At 62.0% G+C, this 12879-nt stretch carries 11 protein-coding genes and 1 pseudogene; 2 read left to right on the top strand and 10 right to left on the bottom strand.

What is annotated here, in order from left to right:
• Window positions 1-16 precede the first annotated feature (16 nt).
• Window positions 17-490, top strand: a complete 474-nt coding sequence (locus E2F50_RS20485; RefSeq protein ID WP_133318035.1) for an Lrp/AsnC family transcriptional regulator — start codon at window positions 17-19, stop codon at window positions 488-490.
• Between the two features lie 8 nt (window positions 491-498).
• On the opposite strand, the gene E2F50_RS20480 is transcribed toward E2F50_RS20485, so the two are convergent.
• Genes E2F50_RS20480 through E2F50_RS20465 form a run of 4 tightly spaced genes read right to left on the bottom strand, consistent with a single transcriptional unit; the run spans window position 499 to window position 5912 of the window.
• Window positions 499-2166, bottom strand: coding sequence for a thiourocanate hydratase (locus tag E2F50_RS20480; protein ID WP_133318034.1), 1668 nt, complete (start codon window positions 2164-2166; stop codon window positions 499-501).
• A gap of 8 nt (window positions 2167-2174) precedes the next feature.
• Entirely contained in the window at window positions 2175-3269 is a 1095-nt protein-coding gene (locus E2F50_RS20475; protein ID WP_133318033.1) for a thiohydantoin desulfurase, read from the bottom strand.
• A 10-nt stretch (window positions 3270-3279) separates the two neighbouring features.
• Window positions 3280-4518 carry a Zn-dependent hydrolase gene (locus tag E2F50_RS20470; RefSeq protein WP_133318032.1) on the bottom strand — a complete coding sequence of 413 codons (1239 nt, stop codon included), beginning with the start codon at window positions 4516-4518 and terminating at the stop codon, window positions 3280-3282.
• Window positions 4515-5912 carry a dihydroorotase gene (locus E2F50_RS20465; RefSeq protein ID WP_133318031.1) on the bottom strand — a complete coding sequence of 466 codons (1398 nt, stop codon included), beginning with the start codon at window positions 5910-5912 and terminating at the stop codon, window positions 4515-4517. The genes E2F50_RS20470 and E2F50_RS20465 overlap by 4 nt, the downstream gene beginning before the upstream one ends.
• Window positions 5913-6055: 143 nt before the next feature.
• Between E2F50_RS20465 and E2F50_RS20460 the strand changes: the two genes are divergently transcribed.
• Window positions 6056-7315: a LysR family transcriptional regulator gene (locus E2F50_RS20460; RefSeq protein ID WP_161974284.1), complete on the top strand. Its 1260-nt coding sequence runs from the start codon at window positions 6056-6058 to the stop codon at window positions 7313-7315.
• Here the strand turns inward: E2F50_RS20460 and E2F50_RS20455 are convergent.
• The 6 genes and pseudogenes from E2F50_RS20455 to E2F50_RS20430 form a co-directional block, all read right to left on the bottom strand.
• On the bottom strand, window positions 7270-8313 hold the full coding sequence (locus E2F50_RS20455; protein ID WP_133318029.1) for a LacI family DNA-binding transcriptional regulator: 1044 nt from the start codon (window positions 8311-8313) through the stop codon (window positions 7270-7272). The genes E2F50_RS20460 and E2F50_RS20455 overlap by 46 nt on opposite strands.
• An 88-nt stretch (window positions 8314-8401) precedes the next feature.
• Window positions 8402-9226, bottom strand: a complete 825-nt coding sequence (locus E2F50_RS20450; protein WP_133318028.1) for an inositol monophosphatase family protein — start codon at window positions 9224-9226, stop codon at window positions 8402-8404.
• A complete protein-coding gene (locus E2F50_RS20445; RefSeq protein ID WP_133318102.1) occupies window positions 9226-10203 on the bottom strand; it encodes a LacI family DNA-binding transcriptional regulator in 978 nt (325 codons plus the stop codon). Before E2F50_RS20445 ends, E2F50_RS20450 begins: the two co-directional genes overlap by 1 nt.
• A 30-nt stretch (window positions 10204-10233) precedes the next feature.
• Window positions 10234-10968, bottom strand: a pseudogene (locus E2F50_RS20440) (glycerophosphodiester phosphodiesterase); the annotation flags it as partial.
• Window positions 10965-12020, bottom strand: coding sequence for an ABC transporter ATP-binding protein (locus E2F50_RS20435; RefSeq protein ID WP_133318027.1), 1056 nt, complete (start codon window positions 12018-12020; stop codon window positions 10965-10967). The gene E2F50_RS20435 and the pseudogene E2F50_RS20440, both read right to left, overlap by 4 nt.
• The gene (locus E2F50_RS20430; protein ID WP_133318026.1) at window positions 12020-12877 is read right to left on the bottom strand and encodes a carbohydrate ABC transporter permease; all 858 of its coding nucleotides are present in this window, start codon (window positions 12875-12877) and stop codon (window positions 12020-12022) included. The genes E2F50_RS20435 and E2F50_RS20430 overlap by 1 nt, the downstream gene beginning before the upstream one ends.
• Between the last annotated feature and the right edge of the window lie 2 nt (window positions 12878-12879).

Here is a 12879-nt window from a genome sequence, read left to right as displayed (position 1 = left end):
GGTCGCGGTAAGAAAAATGACGCACAGCAGCGTGGTGATTGGAGGAATCGACCAGATCGACAGGAAGATCCTCGACCTGCTTGTCGACAATGCTCGTATATCGGTGACGGAAATATCCGCCAAAGTCGGTCTTTCCAAGACACCCTGCGCGCTGCGCCTTCAACGCTTGATCAACGATGGCTATATCGAAGGCTTCACGGCCATTCTCAGCACCAAGAAGCTCGGCCTCGACCATGTTGCCTTCGCCGAGGTCAAACTGTCGGACACCAAGGAAAAGGCGCTGACGGCGTTCAACGTTGCGGTTCGGAAGATCAAGGAGGTTGAGGAATGCCACATGATCGCCGGGCGGTTCGATTATCTCCTGAAGATCCGCACCTCGGACATCCGCAAATATCGCGAAGTGCTCGGCGAAAAGATTTCCTCGCTGCCGAACGTCGCCAGCACCTCGACGTCGGTGGCGATGGACGCGATCAAAGAGAGCGGTCGCTGACCAGTTGGCTAAACAGCATCCAGCTTGATATGCGGCACGCCATGTTCAGCCGCAGCCTCCAGAGCTTCTTCATATCCGGCATCGGCATAGCGGATAATGCCAAGCGAGGTGTCGTTGGTGATCGCCTGCGACAGGCGTTCAGCGCCGGCCGGCGTTCCATCGGCGACGATCGTCACGCCGGCGCTGGTCATGTAGCCGGCATAACCTCCGCCGCCCGAATGGATGACGACGAGGTCGGCCATCGAGGCGCACATCGTCATCGCGTTGATCAGCGGCCAGTCGGCGATCGCGTCGGACCCGTCCTTCATGTTCTCCGTCATGATGTTGGGATGCGCCATGGCGCCGGCATCGAGATGATCGCGAGAGAAGGCGATGGGGCCTGCAAGCTCGCCGCTGGCGACAAGTTCGTTGACCGCCAGCGCCAGTTCGGTGCGCTCGCCATGCCCGAGCCAGGCGATGCGTGCCGGCAGGCCTTCGAAGGGCACGTTGTCGCGCGCCAGCTTGATCCAGTTGGTAACGATGAAATTGTCCGGAAAAAGCTCCAGCACCAGATCGTCGATGCGGGCGATATCGCTTTCCTCGCCCGACAGCGCCATCCAGCGGAAGGGGCCGATCGCCCGTGCAAACAGCGGCCTCAGATAGGCTTCGGTGAAGATCGGGATGTCGAAGGCGTTCGCAACGCCGCCCTCGCGTGCCTGGGTGCGGATCAGGTTGCCGTTGTCGAACACTTCCGAACCTTTGCTCTGGAAGGTGAGCATGGCCCGCACGTGATCGGCGATTGAGGCGCGGCTTGCGGCCATCAGCTGGCCCTGGCCTTCCTTGCGCAGCCGCCGAACCTCTTCGAGGCTCATGCCCTTCGGGACATAGCCATAGACGAGGTCATGCGCCGAGGTCTGGTCGGAGACGACGTCGGGCACGATGCCGAGCTTGACGATCTGCGGGTAGATATCGGCGGCATTGCCGACGAGACCGATGGAGATGGCGCGTTTTTCCTTCACGGCCGCGTCGATCATCTGCAGTGCCGCGTCCAGATCTGGTGCCACTTCATCGAGGAAGCCGATCGCCTTGCGCTTGGCGACCCGTTCGGGGTCGATATCAACCACCAGGATCGCGGCACCGGCCATGCGACCGGCCAGCGGTTGTGCGCCGCCCATACCGCCCATGCCCGCCGTCAGCACGAACCGGCCGGCAAGCGACCCGCCGAAGCGCTTCTCGGCGATCCGCATGAAGATTTCGTAGGTGCCCTGGATGACGCCCTGGCTGCCGATATACTGCCAGGCACCGGCCGTCAGCCCGCCCCAGCAGATCAGCCCCTTTTCCTGCAGCTCGTAGAAATATTCGGCCTTCGCCCACTGCCCGACGATATTGCAGTTGGCCATGATGACGAGCGGCGCCCTGTCATGCGTCTTCAGCAGGCCAACCGGCTTGCCGGATTGGATGATCAGCGTCTGATCCTGGTCCATCTCCTTCAGCGTCCGGACGATCGCATCATGGGCTGCCCAGTTGCGCGCCGCCTTGCCGAGTGCGGCGTAGACGATGAGGTTGTCCGGATCCTCTCCGACGGACAGCACGTTTTCCAGAAGCCGCAACAAAGCTTCCTGCCGCCAGCCTTTGGCGCGCAGCTCGGGCCCGCCCGGGATCGGGAATTTCGGATGGCGCGGATTAAGCTTCGGCATGAGGTCCCTCAATGACTAGCGAGCGCGTAAGCTGCGATATTGATACCCAGCGCCTGTTCGACGATCGGGTAGACTGACGGATCCTTGACGCTGGAGGACAGGGGGATGATCGTCTTCGGGACGTGCAGCAGGAACACCCGCATGCCGACCTGCAGCTGACCGACGCTCATCGGCTCGCCCTCCGGAGACAGGGTCGAGATGATATCGGGGAAGGTGGCGAGGCGCGTTCCGCCGGCGTCGTCCACCGCCATGTATTCGTTCATGACATGCAGGGCGATCGCCTTGTCGCCGCGTCCAAGCGTGATCGTGCCAACGTCGAATGCCTGGTTGGTGTAGACGACCGTCTTGTCGGTCACCTCGGCTTCGGTGATAACCGCGCCGCCCGTCGTCTTGACGATGGCGTCAATGACCGCATGACCGCCCTTGGCGTCGGCCGCAATGATCGCCTCGCCGAGCTTCAGGGCCAAGCTGATGCCGCCGAGAGCGGCATTATCGCGGACATACGAGGCGCGCAAAGGATTGCGGCAGGAAGCGATAAAGCCGCCGGACATATCGGATGCGGTGCGCAGGATCGGCGACACCTTTGCGGTCGCGCCGCGTACAACGAGTTCGATATAGCGGTTCTCGGCACGGTTGCCGCCAACCGCCGTCTGGATCATCTGCTCGGGCGAATTCGCCATACCGATCGAGCCCATGTCGCCGGTCGGATGGGCGCGCACGTCGCCGACCGCATCCAGCACCTTGGTACCGAGGATGGCCGAGGGCAGCCAGCCGTTCAGCGTCGATGATTTGCCATTCTGGCCAATCATCAGCGCCGAAAGCTGCTCACCCAGTGCATCCTCGAGAAGTTGAACCGCTTTGACATAATCGATGCCCTGCATTTCCCAAGCTGTCGTGGAGGCCGGTGCGCCGATGGCTGCCGCAGTTGCTACCCAGTCATCGTCGTCCAGTTCGTCGATGGTGATTAGCTCTGGCCTTCCGATGCTGACCGCGGCATAGCCAAGCATGCGGCCGTGATCCGTCCACCCTCCGCCGCCTGCGGCGTAAACAGAGCCGCCGCGCACCGCCGCCTCGACATCCTTTGCTGTCAGTATCCGTCCCATGTGCCGCTCCCTATTGCTTGTCCAGCTCCAGCACCGCCTCGTAAAGGACGGCGGCGCCAAGCGCGATATCGTCACTCTCCGACCATTCCTCAGCCGCATGGCTGCGGCCATCCTTGCTGGCGATGAAGATCATCGCCGCCGGCGCGAGCTTAGCAAGGAAGGCAGCGTCATGGCCTGCACCCGATACCATCGGCCGGCTTGACGCGCCGATCCTTGCCGCGCCGGCGGCCAGAACATCGGTCACCCTATCCGACATCGGCGTGGGCGCCGCTTCGGATACCTTGCGCGGCTCGGCAATTGTCACCTCCCGCTCGGCCGCCGTCTCGACACAGAGCGCCGCAACGGATGCGATGAAGCCATCCATGACGGTGGACTCGACGGCACGCGCATCGATCAGCATGCGCACATGCGAGGGGATGACATTGGCGGCGTTCGGCTCCATCGAAAACTCGCCGACAGTGCCGGCGAAATAGCTCGGCCCGGCTGCCAGCTCCCGCGCGATCTGTTCAATGCCCAACACGACGCTGGATGCGGCAGACAGCGCGTCGTAGCGAGCATTCATTGGGGTCGTGCCGGCATGGTCGGCGCGGCCTTCGATGAGGATCTCGATGCGCGTGATGCCGGTGATGGCACCGACGATACCAATATCGATGCCTTCCCGCTCCAGCACCGTACCCTGCTCGATATGCAGTTCAAGGAAGGCCTTGATGTCCGTACGTTTGAAGACCTTGTCTGGATTACCACCCACTTGGCGAATGCCGTCGGCGAGCGTCATGTCGTCGGCCGTGCGTTCCAGCCATTCCACTGGCCGAACGCCGGTCATGCCGCGGCTGCCGATGCAAGAAACGCCGAAGATCGATACTTCCTCGGCCAGAAAGTCAACGATCTCCAAGTCGTGATCGAGCTCGATCCCCGCATCTTTCAGGGCCCGCGCCACTTCTAGAGCGGCGATGACGCCGGCAATCCCATCGAACCGCCCGCCATTCGGGACAGTATCCGTATGCGAGCCGAGCATGATCGTGCCCTTGGCCGCCCCCGTGCTCTTGCGGCGACCGATCAGATTTCCTGCCGCGTCGATCTGCGTATCCAGGCCCGCCTCGCGGAAGATCTTCTCCACATAGGCCCGGCCTTTCAGAAACATGGGCGTGAAGGCACGCCGCGTCCAAGGCCGGCCAGGTTCGGTGATGGCCGCAAGCGCGTCGATATCGGCGGCAATGCGATCCGCCGTGACTGCAAGGTTGCGGCTCATGCGAAAACTCCATGCAGCGGCGGCACCGGAAGCGCAAGACTGTTCGGCGGGCGCACGAAACGGCCATTGCCCGGTTCCGCCAGAACCTTTGTGCCGTCATAGACCAGTTGGCCGCGCAGATAGGTGGCGGCCACCTTGTAGGGCAGCGTCATGCCGTCATAGGGCGACCAGCCGACGACAGTATTGCCCGTTTTGGAAGCGTCGAAGACATACTCTTCAGGCGTCAGTACGGCGATGTCCGCATGCTTGCCGATCTCCAGCGCCCCTTTCAGATGGTCGATGCGGAAATGCCGGGCGGGATTGAGCGCCATCAGTCTTGCGGCCCAGGTCAGCGGCACGCCGCGCTCCAAAGCACCTTTGACGAAAAGGGGAAGGATGGCTTCAAGCCCCGGCAGGCCGGACGCATTGGCAAGCATGTTAGGATCGGTCTTGCGGTCCAGCGACCAACTGACATGGTCGGTGGACAGCAGAGTCACACTGCCGGCGGCCAGATGGCGCCAGAGCGTCTCCACCTCTGCTCGTGGTCGGATCGGCGGATTACATTTGGAGCGGCCGCCGAGCCGCTTGGCATCGGTTTCGCTGTCGAGCGTCAGGTAGTGGATCAGGCATTCCACCGTCGCCCTGTGCCCTTGCGCCCGGTAGCCGGCGGCGATCTCGTAGCCGCGGCCGAGCGAGCAGTGAACCACATGCGCCGGGCAGCCGGTCGCTGCGCCGATCTCGTAGATCTCCGTCATCGCCAGCAGCTCGGTGAGCGGAGGGCGCGACATTTCGTGGGCGCGGTAATCGGTGATGCCGGACGCCTTCACCCGATCCATCGCCCAGCGGACATATTCGTCGTTTTCGTTGTGCACGCCTGCCGCAAGGCCAGTCGGGGCAATCGCTGCGAAGCATTCCGCCATCAAAGGTGCAAAGATGCGCGGAAAACGTTTCGGGTCGGTTCCGAAAGTGGAGAATTTGAAGGCGGCGACGCCGGCCTCGACCTGCTCGAGGATCCGCTTCGATCCCTCTTGCGGATCGACCGTCCCGTAAAGCGCGAAGTCGACACGTGCCTGGCTCTCGCCGTGCACCACCTTGCTGCGAACGGCATCGGCAGAGCAGATCAGATTGCCTTCGTCATAGGGCATGTCGACGATCGTGGTTACGCCACCTGCTGCCGCAGAGCGTGTCGACCAGATGAAGTCTTCCTGGTTTTTCTGCGACAACGAGTGGACCTGCGCATCGATCACGCCCGGGAAGATCAGCGCATTGCCGAGATCATGCCGTTCGCGTGCATGCGGCGCGGTTCCCTCGCCCAGAGCCGCCACGAGCCCATCTCGAACTGCGACAAAGCCCTGCGGTACAAGTCGGTCCGCCAGCACCAGGGTCCCTTTTAGCACAAGATCGAAATCCGACATCTGCGCTGTCTCCTTGATCGACTCGTTGATGCCTGCTGGTCATGCTGACGATAAGAGAATTTACAGGAGGTCGGGATATCTCATATCCTGAACGAACTATGCCGGCTCCGACGCCTTCCGGCCCTTGGCAGAAAGTGACAGCCATGAACCTCTCCTCGCTGCTGATTGCGCAGCATGTGCTTCAAAACGGCAGCGTTCGCGACACGGCCCGCTGCCTGGACAGGCCTGTCGCCAGCGTGTCCGCAGCTATGTCGCGCCTGCAGTCCTGGCTTGCGACGCCGCTGACGAGTTCCGCCGGCAATCGGATCCTGCCAACGCTGGAGGGACGGCGCCTCGCGCGCGACCTTTCAGGCGCCGCGGATTTGATCATCCGGCTTGCTAGGCTTTCACCGAAAGTCGAGGTCATGGGCGCCGAGCGCCATGCAGCCCGTATGTCGGTCTCGCTGCTAACCTTGTCCCGCTTCATCATCGTCGCCAGGACAGGCAGCATCCGGAGCGCAGCCGTACAAATCGGCATGGGACAGCCGCAATTGACCCGGCAGCTGAAGAACCTTGAAACCTGTCTCGGCCTGACGCTCTTGCAGAGAACTGCCACCGGTGCCGTGCCGACCCTTGCAGGACAGGCTGTTCTGGCGCTGGTCGAGGATCTTGAAAAGATCTGGTTGCGCATTTCTGAGCGGGCTGACGACCATTTCCGGCGATCCGCCTCGACCAGCAATCTCGGCTCGGTGGCACCACTCGGTCGCGAGAGCCTGATTGCCAGGATCCTGGCAAGGCTCGCTGCCGAATGGCCGCGGCGACAGGCCCGCAACCCCCTCTACATTTCGAGCGGCAGCGCAGAAGAGCTGCTATCCGGATTGAGCAACCGTATCTACGACATGGTGATCGTCGATACGGCCGATCTCCCCTACGGGCTCGATCATCGGGTCATCTCGCGCGCTAGCCTGGCCCTGGTGGGACCCCGACATGTCATTGACGCATCGGGCACGGACTTCGGCCGTTTTCTGATGGCTGCGCCGATCGCCTTGCCAAGCCTGAAGAGCGGGCTGAGGCAGAAGTTCTCAGCTTTCAGCGAGGACGTGCTGGGGGCCGACGAGCGAGTTCGTCTGTCTTACGTAGAGACCGATTCTATTCCGGTGATCGCCAATCTTGTGCTCGACCATGGCTATATCGCCCTGCTGCCTCAATGGGCCATCTCCGGCCTCGACAACAACATGGCCGCAACAATTCTTCCAGCCGCCTATGACATGCAGCTTTCGCTCGCCTGGAGGAAAGGCGACAACAGCGCCCAGCTCGCCGAACTGGTTCAGACAATCCTGGCGGAGGCGGGTCTCTTGCACCCGGCCGAAATAGCCCCTCAGGTGCCCGCTCCTGCCCTGTTCAGAACCGGTGCGCAGGATTGACGCACATGCAGGCGGGTTTCCGTTACCACACGCCTTGCCGGCCGCAGGGGCTCCGAAAGGCGATCGAGCAGCAGCCGAGCAACATTTTCGCCGATCGTCACTGGTTCTGTTGAGACCGAACTGAGGCGAGGCCGCATCATCTCCGCATCGGCGACATCGTCGAAGCCGACCAGCGAAAAGTTTTCACCGATCCTCAGCCCCCGATCGTAAAGACCGGCAGAAAGGCCAAGTGCCACCACGTCGTTGAAGCAGAGAACCGCGGTCGGGTTCTGCTTCTGCTGGAACAGGAGATGTGCAGCGCCTGGAATTTGGGCTGTCTGGTCGGGCACACGGATGATCAGGTCGGCGTTCAAGCCGTGTGCCTTCATCGCCGCCTGAAAGCCTTCAACCCGCTCGATGTAAGCCGAATGAACCGCGCCGTGGACCGCAAAGGCAATGGCCCGGTGGCCGAGAGAGGCAAGATAGTCGACGGCCTGGCGCGTGCCGGCCGCATAGTCGGCGCCAGCGTAATCTACTTCTTCCGAGATCGACCGCAGCGCCTGCACCAGCGGGAGTTCCCATTCCGCAACTTTGACAAGGGCGTTCGCCTGCGTACCGGCCGCTGGACACAGAATAATACCATCAACCCCATGTTCGCGCATGCGGCGCATCAGCGTGTCCTGGCGGTCGACCTGGTCGCCGCTATTGGCGAGGATCACGACCATATCGGCGGCATCGATCACGGCCTCTATGCCGGAAAGAAGTTCTGCAAAGAAGGGATTGGTCAGGTTGGGAACGACCACGCCGACCGTGTTGCTGCGCTCTGCCCTCAGACGAGCGGCACCCATATTGTAGACATAACCAAGTTGCCGCATCGCCGCCTCGACCCGGGCCCGCGTTTCAACGCCCACCAGCGGGCTCTTGCGAATGACGAGCGAGGCTGTGGCGCGCGAAACATGCGCCACCTGCGCTACATCGAGGAGCGTCACGCGGCTCTTTTTTCGATCTTCAGACGGCATCACATATCGCTTGGCAAAGGCGGTGGGACTTCGGTTGATCCAGTCTATACATTCACCTCCCAACCGCCATGGTCAATCCGTCTGCCAATCATTCAGCAGCCGTGGTCATTCCGTCGAACTCCATCAGGAAAGCGAATTCGCCCGCCAATCCAGGGGAACATGCAACTACCGGGCCGCCATCGTGCAAAAGCGCATCAAGCGGCGGAACTGCCACCGTCGCACCGGCTTCGGAGGCGATAAGAATGCCGGCCAGCATGTCCCAGACCGCGAGATGCCGCTCGTAATACAGGTCGGAAATGCCTTCCGCCACGCGCACCAGCCCAATGGCCGCTGCGCCCATGCGTCTGTAATCGATCCCCCGCTCATAGAGCCTGCGCGAGACAGCCAGATATTCTTCGAATTCGGTTCGGCGCGAATGGCCGAGAATGACGATGGCGCGAGCGGGATCGGTGGTCGATGCAACCGAAATCGGCTGGTCATCCTTGAAGGCGCCCTTGCCGCGGACCGCATGGAACACCTTGTTCTGGGTCGCATCGTAGATGACGCCGATCAGGATCTCGCCGCCGGCGATGAAGGCAATCGACACGCCCCAATGACGGAAGCCGCGGATGTAATTGGTTGTTCCGTCGATCGGATCGACGACCCATGTGCCGGCGCTTCCAGACAGGCCGCCACCTTCCTCGCCCATGAAGGAGTCGTTGGGAAAGGCGCCGAGCAAAGCCTGGCGGATGGTTGCCTCGGCCTCTTTGTCAACGACCGTGACGAAGTCTTGCAGACCCTTGCTTTCCACCTCCAGCATCCCCGGTTGCGCCTGAGCGCGAAGGGTAGCAGCTCGCTCGCCCACATGCCGGGCAACGGAGATTGCAGATTCCAGGCGCCTTTGAAGCGCGTTCGCGTCAAGCAAGGATGTCATCAGGCACTTCTTCTCTTGATAAGGGTCACTGGCGTGAATTCGACGCGGGCCACGATGTCGGGTTCCGCCATCCGGCTGGTCAATAGCTCTATCACCTGTTCCGCCTGCAGGTCGGAGGGCTGCAGGAAAGTGGTGAGGTCATAGGCCGCCCACGCAGCTTGAGGAATGTTGTCATGGCCGATGACCTTGATCGACCGGCCCGCCTTGCCTGTCTTGGAAAGTCCGTCGACGACACCGCAGGCCATGTAGTCGTTGACGGAAAACACGCCATCGATGCGCAGGTCGAGCATTTGCTCCGCCACGCCGTGCCCGTGCTGATAGTCATTAATCGCAACGGGGATAAGCGACGCCTCCACTCCCAAGGATGCGCAATGGCTCAAGAAGGCTTCAGCGCGTCGTCGCGCGGAATAGGAAACGGCGGTACCCGCAACCACCGCCAGTCTCGTTGCACCACTCTCCAGCAGGTGATCGGCGGCGCTGTAGCCTGCCGTGCGATCGTCGGATACGACCCGGTCGACGAACGGGAAATCCTCGCCCTTGTTGATCAGCACGATTGGCACTGCCTCGGTCGCACATTCCTCGAAAATATGTGAAGGCGGCGCATCCGAGGTGATCACCACGCCGGACACAGCATAATGAAGGAGCTGGCCGATCACGGTTGCGCTGTCGGCATGCTGAGACGTCGGCAGCAGGATCGGCCGGTAATTGCGCGCAATGAGGGCGCGGGCGAGGTTTTCGAGCTGCTGGGTGCGGAAAGGATTGTCCAGGCCTGCCGCGACCAACCCGACAAGATCGGAGCGCTTGTTGGTCAGGCTGCGGGCAAGGTAATTCACTCGGTAGCCAAGATCTTTAGCCGCCTGGTAGACTTTCTCGCGCGTCTTTTGCGACACGCTGGCATCGGGCGTGAAAGCGCGTGACACGGCGGCGCGTGACACACCGGCCGCTCGAGCCACATCGAAGGAGGTAACGCGGCGCATCTCGCGCGGGCTGGCGGTGATGTCCTGTGCGCGCATCAGGTCGGGAAGATCGGTGCAGATGCCGAGAACTGGCAGCAGCATCAGATCCTTGAGTATGTCGGGCCGCTCCTCGTGCCAGAGCACCAATTCCTTGCCATCGGCAAAAGCCCGGCCGATCAGCGCTTCGGTGACGAGTTCCTGCGGCGTGTCGCTCGCTCTTTCCCAGCAGAGATGCAGGATATCGGCGCCTGCCGCCTCGCCCGCCGGGTGCGGATCCTGGCCGACACGGACCAGCACCGCCAGCGGATAGTCGCATCCCAATTCGCGCAACTCCCGCACTTGGGCGATATCGAAGGAGCCGAGACAGGCGAAAGACTGCTCCATGTCCTTCAGATGTTGCCAGCAGAGCGGCCCTGTGCCAGGCGATTTCAGCTCCACATAAAGGCCGCATCCGGTTTCCCGAGCAAGTGTCGCGACCTCCGCGAAGCTCGGCACGTCGGGAACGGCGGCGCGCAGTTCGGCAAAGCTGATCCGCGAAATATGCAGGTCGCTCTGGAAAACCCGCTCCAGATGGTCGTCATGCGAGACGACGACAACCCCGTCCGCCGTCATCTGGGTGTCGAGCTCCCACATCTCGGCGCCGAGATGTGCGGCCCGGCGAAAGGCTGCAAGCGTGTTTTCGCGTTCATGGCCGCTCGCCCCGCGGTGGCCGATGCAGAACGGCAGCCGGCCCTTGTCCTGTGGCCAGCCGAACCTGTCGAAAAAGACGGAAAAGTCTCGCATCAGAGCCTCCGCCCGTCTTCGGCGAAAACGAAGGTTGAGCTGCTATCCAGCATCCAACGCACCTGGGCGCCCGGCTTCACGTCGTCGCGCACCGGCTGGATGGAGCGCAGCACCGAGCCGTCCGGCAGGACCACGTCATAGAGGTTCTCCCGCCCTTGTGTCTCGGCGAACGTCACCCTCCCCTCAACCGGAATGCCGCCCGCGACACCGAAATGCTCCGGCCGAACACCAAGGGTCAGCTCTGTTCCATCGGCGATGCCGGACAGTGCCGGCAATGGCAATTTCAGGCCGCCGTCGCGGAGCACGAAAGCCCCCTGTTCCGCCCTGCCCTTCAGGAAGGAAATCGGTGGATTGCCGAGGAAGCCGGCCACAAACGCAGTGCGTGGGTCGTTGTACATGTCCGACGGTGAGGCGATCTGGACGATTTCCCCCTTGTTCATGATGGCGATCCGGTCGCACATGGACATGGCCTCCACCTGATCGTGGGTAACGAGTATGGCGGTAATGCCCGTCTCCCTCTGCAGCCGACGGATTTCCGAGCGCATCTCTAGCCGCAGCTTGGCGTCCAGATTGGCGAGCGGCTCATCGAGTAACAGCACGTCCGGGCGGCGAATCAGCGCGCGGGCCAACGCCACACGCTGCTGCTGGCCTCCGGAAAGCTGACCCGGGCGGCGGCCAAGCAGGTTGTCGATCTGGACCAGCTTGGCGATCTCGGCCACCTGCTGTTTGATATTCGCCGTCGCCAGCCGCTTCACCTTCAGCGGAAAGCCGATATTTTCTTCGACCGTCATATGCGGATAGAGCGCGTAGGACTGGAAGACCACGCCGACATTGCGCGCCTGGCTCGGCAGGTTCGTTACATCCCTATCACCGAACAGGATGCGCCCCGAAGTCGGCCGGTGGATGCCGCAGATGGCAAACAGCGTCGTCGATTTGCCGCAGCCCGACGGCCCGAGCAGCGCCAGCATCTCGCCGGAACCGACTTCGAGCTGCATGTCCTCGATGACCGAGGTGGTGCCGAAGCTTTTGCAAAATTTGTCGAGCAAGATACGCATCAGCCCTTGGTGCCTCCGCCGTAGATGTTCATGAGATGCTTCTGAAAGAAAGCATAGAGGATCAGCACCGGCACGACGTAGAAGACGCCGACCGCTTTGAATGTGCCGAAATCGAAATTATTGTCGTCGGCAATTAGGCCGGCGAGATAGACTGAGAGGACCTGCACCCTGGCGCCCGGCGCCAGCACCTGCGGCAGGATGAATTCGCTCCAGCCGGATAGGAAGGAAAACAGCCCGAGTGCCATGACGGCCGGCTTGATCTGCGGCAATACGAGGCGCCGCCAGACCGTGAAGCGCGAGGCGCCATCGACCACGCCCGCCATCTCGATTTCCCAGGGCACGGTGTCGTAAAAGCCCTTCATCAGCCAGATGCCGAGCGGCAAGTCGATGGCCGCCTTTACCAGGATCACGCCGATCAGCGAATTGTAGAGGCCGAGATACTGGAGCACGATGAAGATCGCGATGATCAGCGTTACTGACGGGAATGCGTGCAGAACCATGACGCCGGCCAGGAAAAAGCCGCGCGCCGGCACGTTGAGCCGCGACAGGACGTAACCGGCCATGGAGGAAACCGTCAGCGTCACCGCAGTGATGCAGCAGGTGAAGATGACGGTATTGAGCGTCACCAGCCAGATGTTCGGCTTGCCGGGCCGGGTCTCCCAGAGAAATCGCCAGTGTTCGAGCGTGAATTCGCTCGGCACGAGAGAGCCCCCCTGGGAATTGCTGATCGTGTCGATGAACAGGTAAGCGTACATCACCGCCAGCGGCAGGCTCAGAAGCGTCAGCAGACCGATGACAGGCAGGCCGGAAAAGTTTGCCGAAGCCGGATTAGTGGGGACTGCGGTTTTCTCGGCCATCC

It is taken from the genome of Rhizobium deserti, assembly GCF_004358025.1.
Classification (GTDB): Bacteria; Pseudomonadota; Alphaproteobacteria; order Rhizobiales; family Rhizobiaceae; genus Neorhizobium; species Neorhizobium deserti.
Note: the sequence above shows the minus strand (reverse complement) of the source record. Positions and strands in the feature narration are given on the sequence as shown.

Excerpts from the sequence above, each read along its gene's own strand:
- E2F50_RS20485 (WP_133318035.1), top strand. The coding sequence starts at position 17 with ATGACGCACAGCAGCGTGGTGATTGGAGGAATCGACCAGATCGACAGG.
- E2F50_RS20480 (WP_133318034.1), bottom strand. The coding sequence starts at position 2,166 with ATGCCGAAGCTTAATCCGCGCCATCCGAAATTCCCGATCCCGGGCGGG.
- E2F50_RS20475 (WP_133318033.1), bottom strand. The coding sequence starts at position 3,269 with ATGGGACGGATACTGACAGCAAAGGATGTCGAGGCGGCGGTGCGCGGC.
- E2F50_RS20470 (WP_133318032.1), bottom strand. The coding sequence starts at position 4,518 with ATGAGCCGCAACCTTGCAGTCACGGCGGATCGCATTGCCGCCGATATC.
- E2F50_RS20465 (WP_133318031.1), bottom strand. The coding sequence starts at position 5,912 with ATGTCGGATTTCGATCTTGTGCTAAAAGGGACCCTGGTGCTGGCGGAC.
- E2F50_RS20460 (WP_161974284.1), top strand. The coding sequence starts at position 6,056 with ATGAACCTCTCCTCGCTGCTGATTGCGCAGCATGTGCTTCAAAACGGC.
- E2F50_RS20455 (WP_133318029.1), bottom strand. The coding sequence starts at position 8,313 with ATGCCGTCTGAAGATCGAAAAAAGAGCCGCGTGACGCTCCTCGATGTA.
- E2F50_RS20450 (WP_133318028.1), bottom strand. The coding sequence starts at position 9,226 with ATGACATCCTTGCTTGACGCGAACGCGCTTCAAAGGCGCCTGGAATCT.
- E2F50_RS20445 (WP_133318102.1), bottom strand. The coding sequence starts at position 10,203 with ATGCGCCGCGTTACCTCCTTCGATGTGGCTCGAGCGGCCGGTGTGTCA.
- E2F50_RS20435 (WP_133318027.1), bottom strand. The coding sequence starts at position 12,020 with ATGCGTATCTTGCTCGACAAATTTTGCAAAAGCTTCGGCACCACCTCG.
- E2F50_RS20430 (WP_133318026.1), bottom strand. The coding sequence starts at position 12,877 with ATGGCCGAGAAAACCGCAGTCCCCACTAATCCGGCTTCGGCAAACTTT.